Source organism: Streptomyces poonensis (assembly GCF_014650915.1).
Lineage (GTDB): Bacteria > Actinomycetota > Actinomycetes > Streptomycetales > Streptomycetaceae > Streptomyces > Streptomyces poonensis.
In genome coordinates this window covers 290,392-308,903 of sequence record NZ_BMVW01000005.1, presented here as the reverse complement: position 1 = coordinate 308,903, position 18,512 = coordinate 290,392, and the positions used below count along the sequence as shown (strand labels likewise).

Below are 18,512 nucleotides of genomic sequence, written 5' to 3'. Positions count from 1 at the left end.
AAGAAAGCTCCGACGAGGAAAGCTCTGACGAAGACATCGATGAACAAGAACGAGGTCTGGACCGGGAACTGGGTCGCCGAGCGGCTCGGTGTCGAACTGGCCGGTGACGACCGGCTGCGCGACCTGCTGGGACTCGCGCTGAGACGCAACCCCAAGCGTGCGCACCTGCTGGTGTCCAACGTGCTCGGCAAGCACGTGCCCCAGTCGCCGTCCGTCGTGTACGGGTACGGCGTCGCCCTCGGCCGCCGGGTGCGCGAGCTGCTCGGCGACGAGGAGGCGGCCGCGGCCGTCGTCCTCGGGTACGCCGAGACGGCCACCGGCCTCGGCCACTCGGTCGCCGACGGCGTGGGCCTCGCGCCCTGCCTGCACTCGACCCGGCGGCCCGTCGAGGGTGTCGCCCGGGCCGGCGGCTTCGAGGAGTCCCACTCCCACGCCACCTCCCATCTGCTGCTGCCGGAGGACCCGGCGCTGCTCGCGGGCGACGGCCCGCTGGTGCTGGTGGACGACGAGTTCTCCACCGGCAACACCGTCCTGAACACCATCCGCGAGCTGCACGGCCGCTATCCGCGCGGGCGGTACGTGATCGTGGCGCTGGTCGACATGCGGTCGGCGGCGGACCTCGGGCGCCTTACGGAGTTCGCGCGCGAGATCGGCGCCCGCGTGGACCTGGTGACGGCGGCCTCGGGGACCGTACGGCTGCCGGAGGGGGTGCTGGAGAAGGGGCAGGCGCTGGTGGCTGAGCAGGAGGCGGCGGCCGGTGGCGGAGCCGCTGCCGGTGTGTCCGTCCCGGACGGTGCCGCACCGCGCGTCACCCGTGTCGAGCTGGACTGGCCCCGCGGCCTCCCCGACGGCGGACGCCACGGCTTCACCCCCCGGCACCGTACGGCCCTGGAGAGCGCCCTGCCCGCCATGGCCGCCCGCATCGGGGACGCCCTGCCGGCGGACGCGAGACGTGTGCTCGTGCTCGGCTTCGAGGAGCTGATGTACGCGCCGCTGCGGCTCGCCGTGGAGCTGGAACGGCAGATCGGCGGCACCGGCGCCGAGGTGCGCTATTCCACCACCACCCGCTCACCCGTCCTCGCGGTCGACGACCCGGGCTACGCGATCCGCAGCCGCATCGTCTTCCCCGCCCACGACGACCCCGCCGACGGCCCCGGCGAGCGCTACGCCTACAACGTCGCGGGTGCCGGCTTCGACGCGGTCGTCGCCGTCGTCGACTCGGCCGCCGACACCCCCGCCCTGCACGCCCCCGACGGTCTCGTGGCCCGGCTGGCCGCACATGTCCCGCACGTCCTGCTCGCGGTCGTCCCGTCGTACGTCCCCGCGCCTCCGCACGCCCCCGCGCATGCTCCCGAAAGGCCCTCCATGCTGCCCGAGCCCCTCCGCGGCCCCGCCTTCTCCTCGTACGCACCCGACGAGGTCGGCTGGCTGCTGCAGGACCTCTCGGACGTCACCCTGGAGGCGCCGACCGAGGAGCGCGAGGAGGCGATCCAGCGCGGGGGCGCGCACTACGCGGAGTCGCTGCCGGTGGAGTACCAGCCCAGCGAGCGGTACCAGGCGCTCTTCCGCAGCGCCCTGGACGTCTCCGCCGCACGGATCGCCCAGGCGGTGGGCGTCGTCACCGAGACCGTGCTTGCCGAGCGGGCGCGGCGGTCGTCGCGGCCCGTGCTCGTCTCGCTCGCGCGCGCGGGCACGCCTGTCGGCGTCCTGATGCGCCGCTGGGCCCGGCACCGGCACGGGTTCGACCTGCCGCACTACGCCGTCTCCATCGTCCGCGGCCGGGGCATCGACGCCAACGCGCTGCGCTGGCTGGCGAAGCGGTACGACCCGGCCGACGTCGTGTTCGTCGACGGCTGGACCGGCAAGGGCGCCATCACGCGGGAACTCGCGGCGGCGGTCCGGGACTTCGAGGCGTCCGACGGCATCACCGGCTTCGACCCGGAGATCGCGGTCCTCGCCGACCCGGGCGCCTGCGTGCGCACCTACGGCACCCGCGAGGACTTCCTCATCCCCTCCGCCTGCCTCAACTCCACGGTCTCCGGCCTGGTCTCGCGCACCGTGCTGCGCGCGGACCTGGTCGGCCCGGACGACTTCCACGGCGCGAAGTTCTACCGCGAACTCGCCGGCGCCGACGTCTCGAACGACTTCCTGGACGCCGTCTCCGCCCGGTTCACCGAGGTCGCCGACGAGGTGGACGCCAAGGCCAAGGAACTCCTCTCCGCCGACCGCACCCCCACCTGGGAGGGCTGGGCGGCCGTCGAGCGGATCAGCGAGGAGTACGGCATCCACGACGTCAACCTCGTCAAGCCGGGCGTCGGCGAGACGACACGCGTCCTGCTGCGCCGCGTCCCCTGGAAGATCCTCGCCCGGACCGGGGCGGGCGCCGACCTGGACCACGTACGTCTGCTGGCCGAACAGCGCGGGGTGCCGGTGGAGGAGGTCGACGGTCTCCCGTACACCTGTGTGGGACTGATCCACCCTCAGTACACACGGGGCGCCACCGGCGCCGACGGGAAGGCGGTGGCCGTCTGATGGCCGTCCTGGTGGCGAGCGACCTCGACCGTACGCTCATCTACTCGTCCGCCGCGCTGGCGCTCACCGCGCCGGACGCGGAGGCACCGCGGCTGCTGTGCGTGGAGGTGTACGGCAGCGAGCCGCTGTCGTACATGACGGAGGCCTCGGCCGCACTGCTCGCCGAACTCGGGGACGCGGCGGTGTTCGTGCCGACCACGACCCGGACGCGCGAGCAGTACGGGCGGATCAACCTGCCGGGTCCCGCGCCGGCGTACGCGATCTGCGCGAACGGCGGTCATCTGCTCGTGGACGGCGTCTCGGACCCGGACTGGCACGCGCGGGTGCTGTCCCGCCTCGCCGACGAGTGCGCCCCGCTGGACGAGGTGCGCGCCCGCATGGAGGCCACCGCCGACCCGCTCTGGGTGCGCAAGCACCGGGTGGCGGAGGACCTGTTCGCGTATCTCGTCGTCGAGCGTGAACTGCTGCCCGAGGACTGGGTCAAGGAGCTCGCGGTCTGGGCCGAGAACCGCGGCTGGACGGTCTCGCTCCAGGGCCGCAAGATCTACGTCGTACCGAAGCCGCTCACCAAGAGCGCGGCGATGCGGGAGGTGGCCCGGCGCACCGGCGCCGGGCTGACGCTCGCGGCCGGGGACTCCCTGCTGGACGCCGATCTGCTGCTGGCGGCGGACCGCGGCTGGCGTCCGGGGCACGGCGAGCTGGCCGAGACCGGCTGGGTGGCGCCCACGGTCACCCCGCTGCCGGAACGGGGGGTGGCCGCGGGGGAGCGGATACTGCGGGAGTTCCTCAAGGCCTGCCGGTAGGGGTGTCAGGGCCTGCCGGCAGGGGGTGGCGTCAGGGCCTGCCGGCAGGGGTGGCGGTCGTGTCGCTCCCGTCACGGCGGCGCGAGCCGGGCCCCTTCTTGAACACCCGCACGGCCACGAAGGCCAGCACCGCCAGGACGGCGCCGACCAGCACGACCTTCGAGTAGGCGGAGACGACCGACGACACCTCCGCCCAGTTCTCGCCGAGGAGATAGCCGGCGAGGACGAAGATCGTGTTCCAGATCGCGCTGCCGAGCGTGGTGAGGAGGGTGAACACGGGCAGCGGCATGCGCTCGACACCGGCCGGCACGGAGATCAGGCTGCGGAAGATCGGGATCATCCGGCCGAAGAAGACCGCCTTGGTGCCGTGCTTGAGGAACCACGCCTCCGTCTTCTCGATGTCGGCGACCTTCACGAGGGGGAGGCGGGCGGCGACGGCGACGAGGCGGTCACGGCCGAGGAGCGCACCGAGACCGTAGAGCGCCACGGCACCGACGACCGAGCCGGCGGTGGTCCACAGGAGGGCGGCGAGCAGGTTCATCTGCCCGGTGCTCGCCGCGAACCCGGCGAGCGGCAGGATGACCTCGCTGGGCAGGGGCGGGAACAGGTTCTCCAGCGCGATGGCCAGCCCGGCGCCGGGCGCGCCGAGCGTGTCCATGAGGCTGTTGATCCACTGAGGTGCGGGGCCGGCCTCCGCCGCCATGACTGTCATGGGGCCACGGTAGGAACGCGAAGCTGAAGGGGAGCTGAGGATTCAGCTCGCTCGGTTCACCGCGGCTCGCTCCGGCCCGCTCGGCTCGTCCCGGTCGTTCCGGCTCGCCCTCAGCCGCAGCAGCCCCCACCACAACAACCGCCACCGCCGCCGCCACCACCGGCCGGACGGGACGCGGCGGCCGGACCCGACGCCGATCCGCCCACCGCCACCGTCGACAGGAGCTTCACCGTGTCGGTGTGACCGGAGGGGCAGTCCGCGGGCGCGGCGGACTCCGCCATGGGACGGCTCAGTTCGAAGGTGTCGCCGCAGGTCCGGCAACGGTACTCATAGCGAGGCATGCGCACAGGTTAGCGGGCCTCATCGGGGCTCAGGAGGCCCCGGAGCCCCGGTCCTCGCGGATCCGGGTCACGACCCGCGCCACGGTCGTCCGCACCGCCTCCGTCTCCGTCAGGAAGTGCCAGTAGTCCGGGTGCCGCCCCTGCAGTGTGGTGATCGCGCGCTCCAGCCGGGCGACGGAGTCGTCGAGCGGGCGGGCGTGCCGCGGATCGGGAGTGGCACGGCCCGTCATGGCCAGCCGCTGGGCGTCGCGGATCGCGAACCGGGTGCGCTCGATCTCCCGCTGCGGGTCCTTCTGTACGGCGTTCAGCCGCCGCAGCCGGTCGCCCGCCGCGGAGACGGCCTCGTCCGTGGAGTTCAGCAGCGCCCGTACCGTCGACAGCAGGGCGGTCGCGTCCGGCCAGCGCTGCTCGTCCCGCGCGGCCCGCGCTTCCCGGAGCTTCCCCTCGGCCTGCCGTACGCTCCGCGCCGCTTGCTCCGGCACGTTCTGCAGGTCCTGCCAGCACGCGGCGGCGAAGCGCCGGCGCAGTTCGCTCAGTACCGGCTCCACCTGTTCGGACCGGGTGGTCAGGGCCTGCGCCCGGGTGCGCAGCGACACCAGCCGGCGGTCGATCTCCGCGGCCCGCTCCGGCAGCCGCTCGGCCTCCGCACGCACGGCCTCGGCCTCCCGTACGACGCGGTCGGCCCGCTCCAGGGTCTGCGGCACGCCGTGCTGTCCGGCGCCCTGGTTGAGCTTGGTCAGCTCGGGGGCGAGGGCGGCGAGCCGGGCGGCGAGGTCGTCGGCCTTGAGCCCCGAGCCCCGTACGGAGTCCAGGGCGTCGGTGGCGGCGAGGAGGGCCTGGCGGGCCCGCTCGACGGCCGGGGCGAGCCGGGCCAGCTGGGTCTCGGCCTTGCCGAGGAGCGGCCCGAGCCCTGCGGCGAAACGGTCCAGCTCCTCCTTCACCCGCCCGAGCTCGTCCTTCGCGGCGGTCAGCTCGGTCCGGGCGCGCGCGGCGGCGGAGGCCTCCAGGCCGTCCCGGTCCAGGTCGTGGGCGTCGACGGCGTCGATGTAGCGGCGGCTGGCCTCGTCGATCCGCCGCCCCAGCGCCTCGAAGCCGGAGACCGCGCGGCGGGCGTCGGGGGAGTCGTCGACGGCGGTGATCGTCTCTATGGAGATCCGCAGATCGCGCTGGGCGGTGTCGAGCTCGTAGAACGCGGCCGCGGCGGCGTCCTTCGCGGCCTGTGCCTCGGCCCGCTGGTTCTCGGCCCGCCCCCCGAACCACCGCCGGGTCCCGCCGCCCGTGAAGGCCGCGGGCAGGGCGAGGACGGCGAGGGCGGGCACGGCGGCGGCAAGGAACAGCAGATCACGGGCGCTGCTGGAACGGGCGCTGCTGGAACGGGCGCTGCTGGGACGGGGGCTGCTGGAACCGGGGCTGCCGGAACGGTCACTGGCGGCACGGGCGCCACCGGACCGGTTGCTGCGGAAACGGATACCGCTGGACTTGTGGCGCGCGCTCGGCGCGAACGGCGTGTACGGCTGTGAAGGTGTCGCCGTCACATCCCTCTCCCGTGCTGTGATCCGCCCTGCCCGATGTCATTCTCCCACCCGGCAAAGACGAAAACACGGGCCGTTCAGTTCGCCGTGCGCACCCTGACCGAGCCGTCCTGCGTCCGGGCGGTGACCACGTGGTCGCTGGACTCGTCGCGGGGCACGGAAACGTCGACGGAGCCGTCGGCGCTCTCGGTCGTCACCCGGTACGTGTCACGCGGCAGCCCGACATCTATGGAGCCGTCGCCGCTGCGTGCCTCCACCACGTCCGGCACGACCCCGAGCTCGATCCTGACGGACCCGTCCTCCGTACTGGCCCTGACGCTGCGTGCCTCGATTCCCTCCGCGCGCACGGAACCGTCCCCGGAGTGCATCTCCAGTGACCCGCTGCTGTCCGAGACGCGCACGGACCCGTCCCCCGTACGCACCTCCAGCGGCCCGCTGCTGTCCGAGACCCGCACCGACCCGTCCCCGGTACGAATGTTCAGTGCCTCCTCGAACCCCTTGGCGGTCACGCTCCCGTCCCCGTCCCGCACGGTGACGGCGACGCCACGGGGCACCTCGATACGGTGCCTGGCCGCACAGTCGGCGACCAGTCCCGAACACCTCAGACGCAGTTCGAGCCGGTCGTCCGCCATCTCCCAGCTGACCTCGGGATCACCGCCCAGGACGACACGCCCCTCGAACCACCGGGTCACCTTCACCTCGTCCACATCGGCGGGGACCAGCTCCAGCGCGGAGTCGTCGGAGTCGACGGTGAGGGTGCGGCCCTGGAGGGCGAAGGACCGCTGCTCCGGCGCACTGTCGTCCGAGGCGTCGGCACCGCACGCGGCGACGCTCCCCATGAGCACCGCGACGACTCCGGCGACGGCGACCGCCCGGGCACGCACTGTACGAGCCATGAAATCTCCCCCTGAACCGTCGCACCGCGACTGTTGAACGGTTGCACCGCTGAACCGCTGGTCTGTGAGATCGAGGAACCTGTGACGAGTTCCGCTTCGACGCACTCGACGTTACGGACCGGCCGGGTCCAGAGGGATCCGGCCCGCTCCCGGATCGGAGGTGGGGTTATCCCCCGCCCCCACCCCGCCGCGCGGTGCTTACGGCACAGGTTTGCAGGACACACCCTCGGGCAATGTAGGCTGTCGACTCGTTCTGGGTGCGTAGCTCAGGGGTAGAGCGCCTGCCTTACAAGCAGGATGTCGGCGGTTCGAAACCGTCCGCGCCCACCAGTCCGAAGGACACGAAAAAGGCCCAGGTCAGCGGGTGAGAACCCGGAGACCTGGGCCTTGGTCTTCGGCAGCCGGGCCCGGTGCTTCCGCGGCCGGAGGGCGAGTGATCACGACCTCCTACCCGGCGGCGGCTGCCGGGGGACCTGCTCGTCCCACAGCGGCGATCACGGCGGAGACGACGGCGGTCGCGGCGAGGCTTCCCACCATGACCATCCCCACGCCGACCATGAAGAGGCCGCTGGAGTCGTCCGACCAGTCGGCATAGGCGGCAACGGTCAGGCCGACCGGGATGCCGGCCACGGCGCCCGCGACGTAGCGCCGCGACACCGCCCAGTACAACGGCGCCAGCAGGGTCAGCACCAGTCCGATCACCTGCCACGCCTCGTACGGGCCGGTCGTCGTGCCGTCACTGTGCACGTCACGGTGCTGGTCCCAGCCCAGCCAGGCGGCCCATGCCGCCAGTGTCACCCCGGCCAGCGCGAGGGCCGTCAACAGTTCGGGAACCGGTCTCAGCGGTCGTCGTTCCATGGCACAAGCGTTTCTGATCGCCTCGTGGCCGACCAGCGTGCACGTACTCAGTTCCGTCCGAGTACTTGGACCGGGCCGAGGTACCGAGGACGCGTCGGAGGGGACGGGGCTTGTAGGCCGTAGGCTTCGGTCATGGTGACTGCGACTGTCCGTGAGTGGAGCGACGAAGAGGGGTGGGGTGTGCTCGACTCCCCCGAGACTCCCGGCGGTTGCTTCGGCCACTACTCCGACATCCAGGCAGCCGGGTTCCGCACACTGTCTCCCGGGCAGCGGGTGGACCTCACCTGGGAAGCTCCCGGCTTCGAACAGGACGGGTACGACTACCGCGCGGTGAGCATCGTGCCCCGGCCTGCCTGACCTTCACACTCGTCCTGGCCGGTCCTCCTCCGTGCCCTTCCGGGTGTCGGGGAACATCGAGCGGGAGGCGAGGACGATGACTCCCAGGGACGCCAACGCCAAGCCGTGACGTAACCACCTCATACCGCCCTCCCAGTCCGCTGGCGGGCCGAGGGCCAGCCAGACCGCCACAGTGAGGCCGACCAGCGCGCTCGCCGCGCCGGCCGCGCGACGTGATCCGGGGCTCATGAACCGGGCATCTCCTGTCGTGTCGCCGCCGAAGGCCGAGTGTCCCTGCCGAAGGCCGGGCGTCCCTCCACCGGGGGTTCATTCCGCGATCGGGTCCGACCGCCGGAAGGTTCTCCAGTACTGGCGTCGTTTCTCGTCCCTCACCACGACGCCGAGACGGGCCAGTTCCTCGCGCAGTTCCCGGACATCCTCGTCGGAGGCGCCGTTCTTCTCCAGTGATTTCTGGCGGGCCGTGAGGAGGGCGTCGGCGCCCTCGGGGAGTCCGGGAGTGGCCGGGACCCAGCGGCGGAACTCGTCCTTGTGCGGGTCGGTGTCCGCCCACGCGTAGCCGTGGCCGGTGAAGGCGTCGGCGACGCGGTCGGCGTTCAGGTCGCATTCCTGCCGGGTGAGCTCGCCGCCGTCGTGGCCGAGCAGGACGAGCCGGCCGCCGTCCCGGAACACCGTGGCGACGGCGTCGTGCGAGAACGTCCGCTCCCGGCCTTTGCTCGTGAGGACGACCCGGTCGTCCGACAGACGGATCGCCAACTGCTCGTGCTGGGCGACGAGTCCGAGGACCAGCCCGGCCGCCGAACCCGCGGTGGCCGGTACCGCGGCGGGGAGCGACGCGAGGAGCTCGGCCGGTCCCTGCAGCGGTGCCCACGGCAGTGTGACCAGCCAGTGGGCGAGGGGGCTGACGAGCCAGCCGAGACCCGCCCCCGCCAGTACGAATCCGGCATAGATACCCAGAGTGGTCCAGGTGGACTGGCTGAGCACGGTGACCCGGTGGCTCTGTGGGCCTTGCCCGCGCGCCTTGCGCATGCTCGTGGTCATGGTCACGATCCCCCTCGTCTCCTGACGTTGCCACAATAATAGACCGAGTGCTCGGTCTATTATTGGTCGCCTAGTATGCGCACGTCCGGGAGTCGAGCAGAAGGGGCCGCGATGGTGAGGACGGTCGACCCGGCCAGACACCGGGCGCGGCGCCGGCACATCGTCGACGCCGCGGCCCAGATCTTCGCCGCCAAGGGCTTCGAGCGCACCACCACGGCGGAGATCTGCAAGGCCGCCGGTATGAGCGCGGGCAACCTGTTCCACTACTTCCCGAACAAGCGCGCGATCTTCCATGCCGTCTTCGAGGATGACCAGCGCGACGACGGCGGTGTCGGCAAGTCCGAGCGTCTCGCCGCCGCCCGAGCCGCCGACGACCCGTGGGCCGCCCTTCTGGACACCGTCGACCTTCTCGCCGCCCCCTCCGCCGAGCCGCTGGTTCCGGCCCTGGTCATGGAGGCGATGATCCAGGCCTACCGCGACCCCGAGCTCGAGGCGCTGCTGAGCCGTGACAACGACGAGGAGAGGTCCACCATCAGCACTCTGCTGCGGAACGCGGCCGCGGCAGGGCAGATCGACCCCGGCCTGGAGCCGGACGGCACCGCGGCCTGGGTCATGGCTCTCATCGCCGCGCTCTACACCAGCGCCGCCACCGACCCGTCCTTCGATCCGGCCGAACAGCGCTCCACTCTGCGTCTGATCCTCCAGCGCTTCCTGCGGCCGTCTGCCGCCTGTCCTGAGCGAGGGGCAGGGGGCTAGTCCTCCCGCGCCGCCTCCGGTGGCTCCGGCCGCTCGTGGGCGTGCTTCAGGCGCATCCGGGCGTCGACCTTGTCCTGGCCGGTGACCTCCTCCCAGAAGCGGTGGCAGGTCACGAAGACCGCGAGTTCCCGTTCGCGCCGGCGCAGCTTCTCCACCTCGGCCTGTTCGTCGGCGGTCCAGCCCGGGGAGGCCGGGCGCTCCACCTTGCGCCAGCCGTTGTCGTCGTGGAAGCCGTCCAGCGGCTCGACCGACCAGGGGAGCCGCCGCAGCAGGGCCAGCAGCTCGGCCCGGACCTGATGCAGTTCCTCCTGCCCGGCCAGGAGATCACTTGGGAAGTCGTAGGTCTCAGCCACGCGGTAATGCTACGCCTGTTCGATTTTCTGATGCGACTTCCTTCGGCTACATGGCGGGCTCACGTCGGGCCCGTGGCGCGTACCCGCCGGGAGCCCGGCAGGCAGCCCGCCAGGCTCCCGGCAGGCAGCTCACCAGGCTCCCGGCAGGCAGCCCGACAGTCTTCCGCCAGACGTCCGCGCCGACGGCCGACGTCAGTGACCCGCCTCCCTCAGTTCCCGTACCAGCCGGTCCGCCACCGGGACCGGTACGCCGTGGCGCTGGGCGGCGCGCAGCACGGCGCCGCCGATCGCGTCCAGCTCCAGCGGGCGGCCCGCCTCGGCGTCGCGCTGCATGGACGTCTTCGTGGCGGGCGGGAAGCCGTCGTAGCGGCGGACGGCCTCGGCGGGGTCCACGGGGGCGCCGCACGCCCGGCTCACCGCCGCGATCTCCTCGGCCAGGGCCGTCAGTTCGGCGCGGTGGCGGGTGCGGATGTCGCCGACCGTGCGGCCGTACCGCGTGGTGAGCAGCGCGAGCGGGGCGAGGAACGCCATCTTCGCCCACAGCACCGCCGGTTCGCCGTCCAGGGTCCGGGTGCTCACGCCCGCCCGTTCCAGTGCTCCCGCCAGGGCCGCCAGGGACGTGCGGCGTGCGGTCGGCAGCCTGTCGCCGGTCAGGTCGACCTCCACGAAGGGGCTGCCGTGCTCGATCACGCCGGGGGCCACGCGGGTCGACTCGACGCGGATGACCGCGGGTGCCACCCGGTCGGGGCCGTAGTCGGCCCGGAGCCGCTCCGGGTGCTCGACGCCGTTCAGGAACGGTACGACGAGGCCGTCGTCGCCCAGGGCCCGCGCCGGTACGCGGGTCAGGGCCGCGTCGAGCGTCGTGTGCTTCACCGCCGTCAGGCACGCGTCCACGGGTTCGCGCAGCTCCGTCGCCGTTTCGACGCGGACCGTGAAGTCGCCGAAGGGGCCGCTGCGCACCCGGAGGCCGTGGTCGTCCAGGGCACGGGCCGTCTCGGGGCCGGCCAGGCAGATCACCCGGTTCCCCGCGCGCGAGAGGAGTGCCGCGAGGAGGCCGCCGACACCTCCTGGGCCGAGCACCGCCACCGTCAGCCGGTCGTTCGTCATGGTCTTCCCCTCTGTTCTGTTTGCCGAATGTCGTCGGTGACACTGGGAACATGTGCCGGAGTATCAAAACCCTGCGCCCGCCCGTTCTCCCCGAAGAGGCCACCGAGGAGGAGATCCGGGCCGCCGCCCTGCAGTACGTCCGCAAGGTGTCCGGCTTCCGGGCCCCGGCCGCGCACAACCGCGAGGTCTTCGACCGGGCGGTGGAGGCGGTCGCGGCGGCCACCGCGGAGCTGCTGGCGGGGCTGGAGGTGCGGGGGAGGGGCGCGGCCGCCCCGGACGGAACGTCCGCGCGCTGAGTCAGCTCCCCGGGCGCGGCCTGCGGATCAGGTACGCCGCTCCCGCGCCCGCCCCGAACAGGGCCGCCAGCGAGATCGCCGTGGCGATCCAGGTCGCGCCCAGCCAGTGGGCGCCGAAGTAGCCGAGGGCGACGCCGTAGGCGGCCCAGGCGAGACCGGCCAGGATCGACCAGGGGAGGAAGTCGCGGACGCGGCGGCGGGCGGCGCCGGCGGCGAAGGACACCACCGAGCGGCCCGCGGGGGCGAAGCGGGCCACGACGACCAGGGCGCCGCCGCCCCGCGCGAGGGCCGTGCCGAGACGTTCCTGCGCGTGGGAGAGGCGCCGGGAGCGGGCGATGGCACGGTCCAGGCGCTCGCCGCCCCGGCGGCCGACGCGATAGGCCACCAGATCGCCCAGTACCGATGCCGTGGCCGCGCAGAGGAGAAGGGCGAGCAGGGCGAAGGCGTCCGGCAGGGCGGCGGTCTGCGTCGCCGTTCCGGCCGTGCCCGCCGCTGCCGCCGTCGCGGCCGTGATGACGAGGACGCCGCTCGGGAGGACCGGGAGGAACACGTCCAGGAGGACGGAGGCGGCCACCACGGCGTAGATCCAGGGACTGGCCGTCAGCGACCCCACGCTCTCAAGCACCGACAACTCCCAGACTCCCCCGACTCCCCCGCGGGCCATGTTCGTGTCGCCGGAAGAGACGGCAGGGCGGCCCAGTGACAGCCAGACAGCGTACGCCCCGGGTGTGACAGAGGGTCCACAGGGGGCGATTGTGCCCGTGATGTCCCGTTCACCCGTCTGCCGTCCCGGGAGGCGGACGGCCTCCCGGCGGCGTACCAACGAGAAGCGGGGGCCGAGCAGAGGCGCAAGCGCAGTGGAGCAGTGGAGGAGAGGACAGAGATGGTGGCAGGCATGGCCGTCGCCCTCACCGCGGCCGTGGTGACGGGCCTGGGCGGTACGACGGACAGTGGCGGTGAGTACTGGAAGCGGAGCACCGCGACCTTCGCGCCGCCCGGCACTTCCGCGCCGGTGGCGGTGACGTACGACAGGACCCTCGTCCCGGAGGGTTCCTCGATCGAGGTGCAGCAGCGGACGGGAGCGGGCGGCGCGACGACCGTGCGGCTGCGGGTCACGGGGTTGCGGGCCGGGCACACGTACGGGGCCCATGTGCACCAGAAGCCTTGCGGGACCGATCCGGAGTCCTCGGGAGGGCACTACCAGCACCAGCCGCCGGACGCCGCCGCCGACAACGAGGTGTGGCTGGACTTCACGGCCGACGACCGGGGTGCGGGCGAGGCGACGGTGCGGCACGACTGGGAGTTCCGGCCCGGGGAGGCGTCGTCCCTGGTGCTGCACGACAGGCCCGGGGACTCCGGGGCGCGGGTCGGCTGCCTGACGGTGCCGTTCGGGCGTACCGGGCAGGATGCGGGGCCGTTCGGGCGCACCGGGCAGGACACCGTGCCGATGGGGTGGGCCGGGCCGGCGGCCGCGGCGTACGGCTCGGTCGGGCAGGGGGTCGTGCCGTACGGCTGGGCGGGGGAGGGGCTCGTGCCGTACGGCTGGGCCGGGCCGGCGGCCGGGTCGTTCTGGTGGTCGCGGTAAGGCCGCGGACCAAAGACCAAAGACGGAAGACGCAAGCGGAGGCGGAGACGGAGGACGTCGGCGGAGGGCACGCGTGCGCGGCGCCCGCCGCCACGGGGGCGGGCGCCGCGGCGGCGGTGCGCGGGGTCAGGCGGTGACGGGCCGTTCCTCGGCGGCGGGCGTGTCCGCGGCCGAGGCCGAGCGGCCCTCGAAGAGCCGGTCGAGCCCGAACGCGCCGGAGCCCGTGAAGATCAGCAGGAACATCGCCCAGCAGTACAGGGCGGCACCCTCCCCGCCGTTCTCCATGGGCCACAGGGCCGCGGGCTGGTGGACCTTGAAGTAGGCGTAGGCCATGGCGCCCGACGAGATGAACGCGGCCGCGCGGGTGCCCAGGCCGAGCAGCACCAGAATGCCGCCGACGAGCTCGATGACGGCGGCGTACCAGGTGGGCCAGCTGCCCACCTCCGGGGTGGTGCTGCCGAGCACCCCGAAGATCTTGGCGGCTCCGTGGCAGGTGAAAAGCAGGCCTATGACGATGCGGAACAGGCCGAGGGCGTAGGGCTGGGCGCTGTTGAGGCGTCCGGACATGTGGGGGACTCCTTCGGTCCGGCGGGCCGGCGGGCCCGTGGGCAGGCCGGCTTCGTGGGGCTTCACAAGGGGGCGGTCGCGTCGGCGATCGTGCGACAAACGGTAGGGAGCCCAGAATGTTGCTTGCAAGTTCAACATTCGGCCAGGATTTTGCCCCCACTTGAACTCCCGGCCAGGGCACCGGCGCACGTGGGAGCGCTCCCAAGTGTCGTGAGGGTGCCGGCCGACGTGACTGAATCAGCGCGCTCCCGGGGGCGGTCGGTGCGCAAGGAAGCGCAGGTGCGCCACGGCGTGCCCCCGCGACCGTTTCCCGCCGCACCGCCGCACCGCCGCACCGCCGCACCGCCGCACCGCCGCACCGCCACCGCCACCGTCACGCCCACCGTGCCCGCCGCGGTCCTCAGGTGCTGAGCTCCGACTCCGTCACCGTCTCCAGGGAGGCCGTGCCGCCCCGGGACTCCCGGGCCCGGTCGAGTCGCAGGCGGGCCGAGCGGCCGCGCAGGGTGAGGGTCATCAGGTGGTTGCCGAACCAGGGGCCGCCCGTGCGCCGCCAGTCGATGGAGGGCCGGGCACCCCGCCCGTGCCGGCCGAACCAGCGGCCCAGGGCGCGTCCCGGGCGGCTCCAGCCGAAGCGGAAGCCGAGGCGCATGGAGCGCGGGATGGAGTTGTGCACCGGGGAGCAGGTCAGCTGGAGGACCCGTGCGGCGGGGGCCTTCCCCGTGGGCCAGGAGGGCTCCGCGACGTACGCGTGGTGGACGTCGCCGGAGAGGACGAGGACGGTCGCGGGGGCGCCGTCGCCCGAGCCCGCCCGGGCGATGAGCGCCGCCAGCGACTCGAACGACTCCGGGAACGCGGCCCAGTGCTCCAGATCCGCCGCCCTGCGCAGGTTCTCGCCGAACCGCGCCCAGCGCTCCCCCCGCTCGCCCCGGCACAGGGCGGCGTCCCAGGCCTCGGCGTCGTGCACCAGGTGGGGCAGCAGCCAGGGCAGCGAGGTGCCGATGAGGAGGTGGTCGTACGCGCCGGGGTCGTCCAGCACCTGGGCGCGCAGCCAGCGCTCCTCGCCCGGGTTCAGCATCGACCGGCTGTCCTCGTCCAGGACGCGCGCCGCCCGGGTGTCGACCATCAGCACGCGCACGCGCCCGAAGTCCCGCCGGTAGCTCCAGCGGACCGAGTCCGGGGCCTGGTCGGCGCGGGCCGCGTGGGCGCGCAGCGCGTCCGTGCCGTCCGGCGTGGCCCGTACGGCGGCGTACACCGGGTCGGCGGCCAGTTCGGCGGGCGGCAGGTTGCCGAGGTGCTGGTGGACCCAGTACGACATCAGCCCGCTCAGCAGCCGCTCCCGCCACCACGGGGTGGTCCGCATGTCGGCCAGCCAGGCGGCGCTGGTGTTCCAGTCGTCGATCACGTCGTGGTCGTCGAAGATCATGCAGGTGGGGACGGTGGAGAGCAGCCAGCGCACCTCCGGGTCGAGCCAGGACTCGTAGTAAAGGCGGGTGTACTCCTCGTAGTCCGCGACCTGGTCGCCGGGGGGCTCGGCGAGGTCGCGGCGGGCGGCGAGCCAGCGGCGGGTGGCCTCGGAGGTCTCGTCGGCGTACACCTGGTCGCCCAGCAGGAGCAGGACGTCCGGGCGCTCGGCCGCCGGGTCGGCGGCGATGCGGGCGGCGAGGGTGTCCAGGGCGTCGGGGCCGACCGGGTCCTTCTCGTACGCGGGCGGGGCGGCCCAGCGACAGGAGCCGAAGGCGACGCGGACGCCGTCCCGGTCCCCGTCGGGCGTGCGGATCGTGGCGGGCGGGAAGGGCGAGTCGGGCAGGGGCCAGACCGGGGCGCCGTCGAGGAGCACCTCGTACGCCGTCGCCGCGCCCGGGGTGAGACCGGTGACCGGGATCAGCGCGTAGTGGTGGCCGGCGATCTGGAAGGTCCGGGTGTCGCCGCGGGCGCCGTCGGCGCAGCGCACCTCGGCCGTGCAGGGACGGCTCGTCTCGATCCACACGGTCGCGGAGTCGCCGTCCGCGTACCTCAGCAGTGGCCCCAGGCGCAGCTTCGTCATCGGCGGTCACCCTCCTCCGTCGCCCCGTACGGTACGGGGCGACGGAGGGGAGCGGGGAGGTTCCGGGAGAACCTCGGCGGAACGATTCAGCAGGCGGACAGGTAGTTCGTCAGCGCCGACTTCTCGGCGGAGTCCACCGAGAGGCCGTAGTAGTACTTCACCTGGACCCAGGCGCGGACGTACGTGCAGCGGTACGCGGTGCGGGACGGCATCCAGGTGGCCGGGTCCTGGTCGCCCTTCGCCTGGTTCACGTTGTCCGTGACGGCGATGAGCTGCGGGCGGGTCAGGTCGTTGGCGAACGCCTGGCGCCGGGAGGTCGTCCAGGAGTCGGCGCCGGAGTCCCAGGCCTCGGCCAGCGGCACCAGGTGGTCGATGTCCAGGTCGGAGGCGGCGGTCCAGGTGGCGCCGTCGTACTGCGAGTACCAGCTGCCGCTGGTGGAGGCGCAGGCGGAGTCGGTGACGACGTTCGAGCCGTCGCGCTTGAGGACGGTCTCGCGGGTGTTGCAGGCGCCGCTGATGGTGATCCAGTGCGGGAAGAGGTCCCGGTTGTAGCCGGTGCGGTCCTCGGTCGCCACGGTGAGCGAGGCGAGGTAGGAGCGGGCCGTGGCGGCGCTCACCGGGGTGGGCAGCGCGGCGGCGGCGGTGGGGGCGTTGAACAGACCCGTCATGGTCGCCAGTCCGATGACGGCGGCGAGTACACTGAGACGTCGACGCGCGTAGAACTTGCGCATGCTAACTCCCTTGGGGATGGGGGGACTTGGGTGCGGGCAACGGAATGCTGGCCGTGCTCCGTTGCGTGGGGATGAGCGTCCGGTGAGAAGTTAATGACACGTACATGACACGACAAGACCTCGGGGTGCACGGGTTTCGCGGGGTGCACGGGTTCGCGGGCTGCGGGTTGTACGGGTCCGCGGGTTTTTCCGGGGGGCGGAGCCGTCGCGTACCATGGACGGCGCAGAAGGGGAGTAGCTCTTCGCCGGACCGTCGACACACTGCTCAGCTTGTCTGAGCCGGCGCCCGGAGGCAGGCCTCGTGACGGGGTCGGCCAGCGAGACCTTCGGCAAGCAGTGCACCGCCCGTGCCGCCCGGTATGGGTGGCCCCCGCACCCGCTGGTGCGGGACCCGTGTGCTGCCGTGCCGAGGTGTCGCGTCAGTGGACGGTTCTCTCGGCGGGGCAGCCCCGACCGATTGAGGAACAGTGATCAGTCTCAGCGTCACGGCGCTCGTCTTCGGCGTCGTCTTCCTCGCCGAGCTCCCCGACAAGACCGCGCTCGCCGGCCTCGTGCTCGGGACGCGCTACCGCGCCTCGTACGTCTTCGCCGGTGTCGCCGCCGCCTTCCTCGTCCACGTGGTGCTCGCCGTCGCGGCCGGCAGCGTGCTGACGCTCCTGCCCGGACAGATCGTCTCCGCGATCACCGGCGTGCTCTTCCTCGGCGGCGCGGCCGTGCTCCTGATGAAGAAGGACGAGGGCGAGGGTGAGATCCGCAAGCCCGAGGACCAGAGTTTCTGGAAGGTCTCGGGGGCGGGCTTCATGCTCATCCTGGTCGCCGAGTTCGGCGACCTCACGCAGATCATGACGGCCAACCTCGCGGCCCGCTACGAGGACCCCCTCTCCGTCGGCCTCGGCGCGGTGCTCGCGCTGTGGGCGGTGGCCGGTATCGGCATCGTGGGCGGCAAGGCCCTGATGAAGCGGGTGCCGCTGGCGCTCATCACCAAGATCGCGGCGCTGGTGATGCTGGCGCTGGGCGTGTGGAGTCTGTACGAGGCGGTGGCCGGCTGAGCCGGTCGGTTCATGCGGACATGCGGACCGCTTAGCCGGTCGGTTCATGCGGACGTACAGACGTACAGAGGTGCGGGCGTACGGACGTGCCGGCGTACGGACGGGGGGTCGTCGGCGCGGTGCTGGGCGGGGGCCCTGGCGCAGTGCCGGACTCGTTTTGTATCGTGGAGGAACAAAGTGGCTCCCGCCCGCACTCCCTGACCGGCGGGCGGGACCACCTTGTCCCTCCGGGGCCGCGCCCGGCCGGCCCCCCAGCCCGTCCTGGAGCATGACGATGACGGACACCACCGTTCTGACCGCCCGCGCCCTCCTCCTCGACATGGACGGCACCCTCGTCAACTCGGACGCCGTCGTGGAGCGCATCTGGCGCCGCTGGGCCGACCGGCACGGGCTGGACGGCGACGAGGTCATGAAGGTCGTCCACGGACGGCAGGGATACGCCTCGATGGCGGTGCTGCTGCCGGACCGGCCCATGGCGCAGAACCACGCGGACAACGCGCGCATGCTCGCCGAGGAGACCGCGGACATGGACGGCGTCGTGGAGATCCCGGGTGCCGCCGCGTTCCTCGCCTCCCTCGCCGGACTGCCGCACGCGCTCGTCACCTCCGCGGACGTGGCGTTGTCCACCGCGCGCATGGCCGCGGCGGGACTGCCCCTGCCGGACGTGCGGGTCACCGCGGAGTCCGTCGGGGCGAGCAAGCCCGACCCCGAGGGATTCCTCAAGGGCGCCGCCGAGCTGGGCGTCGACCCCGCGGACTGCCTGGTCTTCGAGGACTCCGGGGCCGGGATCGCGGCAGGGCGCTCCGCCGGGATGCGGGTCGTCGGCGTCGGGCCGCGGGCGGGCGTCCACCGGCCGGACGCCTGGGTGGCCGACCTCACCCGGGTACGGGTCGAGGGTGCCGCCGGCGGGGAGATGCGGATCACGGTCGTTTCCGGCTGAACCTCCGGCGGAAGG

At 72.9% G+C, this 18,512-nt stretch carries 22 protein-coding genes and 1 tRNA gene; 10 read left to right on the top strand and 13 right to left on the bottom strand.

Annotated features, from left to right (window positions below; all coding sequences use genetic code 11):
* Nucleotides 1–39 precede the first annotated feature (39 nt).
* Together IE242_RS16370 and IE242_RS16365 are read left to right on the top strand one after the other, a co-directional pair.
* Nucleotides 40–2,532 carry a phosphoribosyltransferase gene (locus IE242_RS16370; RefSeq protein WP_189859766.1) on the top strand — a complete coding sequence of 831 codons (2,493 nt, stop codon included), beginning with the start codon at nucleotides 40–42 and terminating at the stop codon, nucleotides 2,530–2,532.
* A complete protein-coding gene (locus tag IE242_RS16365) occupies nucleotides 2,532–3,335 on the top strand; it encodes an HAD family hydrolase (protein ID WP_189859764.1) in 804 nt (267 codons plus the stop codon). The genes IE242_RS16370 and IE242_RS16365 overlap by 1 nt, the downstream gene beginning before the upstream one ends.
* A gap of 31 nt (nucleotides 3,336–3,366) precedes the next feature.
* On the opposite strand, the gene IE242_RS16360 is transcribed toward IE242_RS16365, so the two are convergent.
* From IE242_RS16360 to IE242_RS16345, 4 genes are all read right to left on the bottom strand, one after another.
* Complete coding sequence (locus tag IE242_RS16360) at nucleotides 3,367–4,047, bottom strand: DedA family protein (protein WP_189859762.1); 681 nt, start codon at nucleotides 4,045–4,047, stop codon at nucleotides 3,367–3,369.
* Between the two features lie 110 nt (nucleotides 4,048–4,157).
* A complete protein-coding gene (locus tag IE242_RS16355) occupies nucleotides 4,158–4,388 on the bottom strand; it encodes an FmdB family zinc ribbon protein (protein WP_189859760.1) in 231 nt (76 codons plus the stop codon).
* Nucleotides 4,389–4,417: 29 nt separating this feature from the next.
* Nucleotides 4,418–5,728 carry a hypothetical protein gene (locus IE242_RS16350; RefSeq protein WP_229859010.1) on the bottom strand — a complete coding sequence of 437 codons (1,311 nt, stop codon included), beginning with the start codon at nucleotides 5,726–5,728 and terminating at the stop codon, nucleotides 4,418–4,420.
* A gap of 269 nt (nucleotides 5,729–5,997) precedes the next feature.
* A complete protein-coding gene (locus IE242_RS16345; protein WP_189859756.1) occupies nucleotides 5,998–6,816 on the bottom strand; it encodes a DUF4097 family beta strand repeat-containing protein in 819 nt (272 codons plus the stop codon).
* 255 nt (nucleotides 6,817–7,071) lie between these two features.
* On the opposite strand from IE242_RS16345, the gene IE242_RS16340 reads away from it, so the two are divergent.
* Nucleotides 7,072–7,146, top strand: a tRNA-Val gene (locus IE242_RS16340).
* A 117-nt stretch (nucleotides 7,147–7,263) separates the two neighbouring features.
* On the opposite strand, the gene IE242_RS16335 is transcribed toward IE242_RS16340, so the two are convergent.
* Nucleotides 7,264–7,674, bottom strand: coding sequence for a hypothetical protein (locus tag IE242_RS16335; protein ID WP_189859754.1), 411 nt, complete (start codon nucleotides 7,672–7,674; stop codon nucleotides 7,264–7,266).
* 132 nt (nucleotides 7,675–7,806) lie between these two features.
* Here IE242_RS16335 and IE242_RS16330 point away from each other — a divergent pair, with 132 nt between their 5' ends.
* Nucleotides 7,807–8,031 (top strand): cold-shock protein, encoded by a 225-nt coding sequence (locus IE242_RS16330; RefSeq protein ID WP_189859752.1) that lies wholly within the window; start codon nucleotides 7,807–7,809, stop codon nucleotides 8,029–8,031.
* 3 nt (nucleotides 8,032–8,034) lie between these two features.
* Here IE242_RS16330 and IE242_RS16325 read toward each other — a convergent pair whose 3' ends face one another.
* A complete protein-coding gene (locus IE242_RS16325; protein ID WP_189859750.1) occupies nucleotides 8,035–8,259 on the bottom strand; it encodes a hypothetical protein in 225 nt (74 codons plus the stop codon).
* Nucleotides 8,260–8,337: 78 nt separating this feature from the next.
* Entirely contained in the window at nucleotides 8,338–9,069 is a 732-nt protein-coding gene (locus IE242_RS16320) for a YqeB family protein (RefSeq protein WP_229858979.1), read from the bottom strand.
* Nucleotides 9,070–9,180: 111 nt separating this feature from the next.
* On the opposite strand from IE242_RS16320, the gene IE242_RS16315 reads away from it, so the two are divergent.
* Nucleotides 9,181–9,825 carry a TetR/AcrR family transcriptional regulator gene (locus IE242_RS16315; protein ID WP_229858978.1) on the top strand — a complete coding sequence of 215 codons (645 nt, stop codon included), beginning with the start codon at nucleotides 9,181–9,183 and terminating at the stop codon, nucleotides 9,823–9,825.
* Here IE242_RS16315 and IE242_RS16310 read toward each other — a convergent pair.
* Both IE242_RS16310 and IE242_RS16305 read right to left on the bottom strand, forming a co-directional pair.
* Nucleotides 9,822–10,178 carry a DUF8825 domain-containing protein gene (locus IE242_RS16310; RefSeq protein WP_189859748.1) on the bottom strand — a complete coding sequence of 119 codons (357 nt, stop codon included), beginning with the start codon at nucleotides 10,176–10,178 and terminating at the stop codon, nucleotides 9,822–9,824. The two genes, IE242_RS16315 and IE242_RS16310, sit on opposite strands and share 4 nt — an antisense overlap.
* Nucleotides 10,179–10,370: 192 nt before the next feature.
* Nucleotides 10,371–11,285 (bottom strand): ketopantoate reductase family protein, encoded by a 915-nt coding sequence (locus IE242_RS16305; RefSeq protein WP_189859746.1) that lies wholly within the window; start codon nucleotides 11,283–11,285, stop codon nucleotides 10,371–10,373.
* A gap of 50 nt (nucleotides 11,286–11,335) precedes the next feature.
* Between IE242_RS16305 and IE242_RS16300 the strand changes: the two genes are divergently transcribed.
* Nucleotides 11,336–11,581: a DUF2277 family protein gene (locus IE242_RS16300; RefSeq protein ID WP_189859744.1), complete on the top strand. Its 246-nt coding sequence runs from the start codon at nucleotides 11,336–11,338 to the stop codon at nucleotides 11,579–11,581.
* A gap of 1 nt (nucleotide 11,582) precedes the next feature.
* On the opposite strand, the gene IE242_RS16295 is transcribed toward IE242_RS16300, so the two are convergent.
* On the bottom strand, nucleotides 11,583–12,206 hold the full coding sequence (locus tag IE242_RS16295; protein WP_189859742.1) for a DedA family protein: 624 nt from the start codon (nucleotides 12,204–12,206) through the stop codon (nucleotides 11,583–11,585).
* A gap of 258 nt (nucleotides 12,207–12,464) precedes the next feature.
* Between IE242_RS16295 and IE242_RS16290 the strand changes: the two genes are divergently transcribed.
* Nucleotides 12,465–13,166: a superoxide dismutase family protein gene (locus tag IE242_RS16290; RefSeq protein WP_189859740.1), complete on the top strand. Its 702-nt coding sequence runs from the start codon at nucleotides 12,465–12,467 to the stop codon at nucleotides 13,164–13,166.
* A 126-nt stretch (nucleotides 13,167–13,292) separates the two neighbouring features.
* On the opposite strand, the gene IE242_RS16285 is transcribed toward IE242_RS16290, so the two are convergent.
* On the bottom strand, nucleotides 13,293–13,733 hold the full coding sequence (locus IE242_RS16285) for a DoxX family protein (RefSeq protein WP_189859738.1): 441 nt from the start codon (nucleotides 13,731–13,733) through the stop codon (nucleotides 13,293–13,295).
* 228 nt (nucleotides 13,734–13,961) lie between these two features.
* On the opposite strand from IE242_RS16285, the gene IE242_RS16280 reads away from it, so the two are divergent.
* On the top strand, nucleotides 13,962–14,144 hold the full coding sequence (locus IE242_RS16280; protein ID WP_189859736.1) for a hypothetical protein: 183 nt from the start codon (nucleotides 13,962–13,964) through the stop codon (nucleotides 14,142–14,144).
* Here IE242_RS16280 and IE242_RS16275 read toward each other — a convergent pair.
* Both IE242_RS16275 and IE242_RS16270 read right to left on the bottom strand, forming a co-directional pair.
* Nucleotides 14,134–15,777, bottom strand: a complete 1,644-nt coding sequence (locus IE242_RS16275) for an alkaline phosphatase D family protein (protein WP_189859734.1) — start codon at nucleotides 15,775–15,777, stop codon at nucleotides 14,134–14,136. The two genes, IE242_RS16280 and IE242_RS16275, sit on opposite strands and share 11 nt — an antisense overlap.
* A gap of 86 nt (nucleotides 15,778–15,863) precedes the next feature.
* A complete protein-coding gene (locus tag IE242_RS16270; protein WP_189859732.1) occupies nucleotides 15,864–16,508 on the bottom strand; it encodes an HNH endonuclease family protein in 645 nt (214 codons plus the stop codon).
* A gap of 467 nt (nucleotides 16,509–16,975) precedes the next feature.
* Between IE242_RS16270 and IE242_RS16265 the strand changes: the two genes are divergently transcribed.
* Nucleotides 16,976–17,557 (top strand): TMEM165/GDT1 family protein, encoded by a 582-nt coding sequence (locus tag IE242_RS16265; protein ID WP_189859730.1) that lies wholly within the window; start codon nucleotides 16,976–16,978, stop codon nucleotides 17,555–17,557.
* A gap of 268 nt (nucleotides 17,558–17,825) precedes the next feature.
* On the top strand, nucleotides 17,826–18,497 hold the full coding sequence (locus tag IE242_RS16260) for an HAD family hydrolase (RefSeq protein ID WP_189859728.1): 672 nt from the start codon (nucleotides 17,826–17,828) through the stop codon (nucleotides 18,495–18,497).
* Nucleotides 18,498–18,512 lie beyond the last annotated feature (15 nt).

Bases quoted from the DNA above. Each gene is read 5' to 3' on its own strand.
- IE242_RS16290 (WP_189859740.1), top strand. From the start codon at position 12,465: ATGGTGGCAGGCATGGCCGTCGCCCTCACCGCGGCCGTGGTGACGGGC.
- IE242_RS16305 (WP_189859746.1), bottom strand. From the start codon at position 11,285: ATGACGAACGACCGGCTGACGGTGGCGGTGCTCGGCCCAGGAGGTGTC.
- IE242_RS16355 (WP_189859760.1), bottom strand. From the start codon at position 4,388: ATGCCTCGCTATGAGTACCGTTGCCGGACCTGCGGCGACACCTTCGAA.
- IE242_RS16370 (WP_189859766.1), top strand. From the start codon at position 40: ATGAACAAGAACGAGGTCTGGACCGGGAACTGGGTCGCCGAGCGGCTC.
- IE242_RS16360 (WP_189859762.1), bottom strand. From the start codon at position 4,047: ATGACAGTCATGGCGGCGGAGGCCGGCCCCGCACCTCAGTGGATCAAC.
- IE242_RS16325 (WP_189859750.1), bottom strand. From the start codon at position 8,259: ATGAGCCCCGGATCACGTCGCGCGGCCGGCGCGGCGAGCGCGCTGGTC.
- IE242_RS16260 (WP_189859728.1), top strand. From the start codon at position 17,826: ATGACGATGACGGACACCACCGTTCTGACCGCCCGCGCCCTCCTCCTC.
- IE242_RS16335 (WP_189859754.1), bottom strand. From the start codon at position 7,674: ATGGAACGACGACCGCTGAGACCGGTTCCCGAACTGTTGACGGCCCTC.
- IE242_RS16270 (WP_189859732.1), bottom strand. From the start codon at position 16,508: ATGCGCAAGTTCTACGCGCGTCGACGTCTCAGTGTACTCGCCGCCGTC.
- IE242_RS16285 (WP_189859738.1), bottom strand. From the start codon at position 13,733: ATGTCCGGACGCCTCAACAGCGCCCAGCCCTACGCCCTCGGCCTGTTC.
- IE242_RS16315 (WP_229858978.1), top strand. From the start codon at position 9,181: ATGGTGAGGACGGTCGACCCGGCCAGACACCGGGCGCGGCGCCGGCAC.
- IE242_RS16300 (WP_189859744.1), top strand. From the start codon at position 11,336: ATGTGCCGGAGTATCAAAACCCTGCGCCCGCCCGTTCTCCCCGAAGAG.
- IE242_RS16330 (WP_189859752.1), top strand. From the start codon at position 7,807: ATGGTGACTGCGACTGTCCGTGAGTGGAGCGACGAAGAGGGGTGGGGT.
- IE242_RS16320 (WP_229858979.1), bottom strand. From the start codon at position 9,069: ATGACCACGAGCATGCGCAAGGCGCGCGGGCAAGGCCCACAGAGCCAC.
- IE242_RS16345 (WP_189859756.1), bottom strand. From the start codon at position 6,816: ATGGCTCGTACAGTGCGTGCCCGGGCGGTCGCCGTCGCCGGAGTCGTC.
- IE242_RS16275 (WP_189859734.1), bottom strand. From the start codon at position 15,777: ATGACGAAGCTGCGCCTGGGGCCACTGCTGAGGTACGCGGACGGCGAC.
- IE242_RS16365 (WP_189859764.1), top strand. From the start codon at position 2,532: ATGGCCGTCCTGGTGGCGAGCGACCTCGACCGTACGCTCATCTACTCG.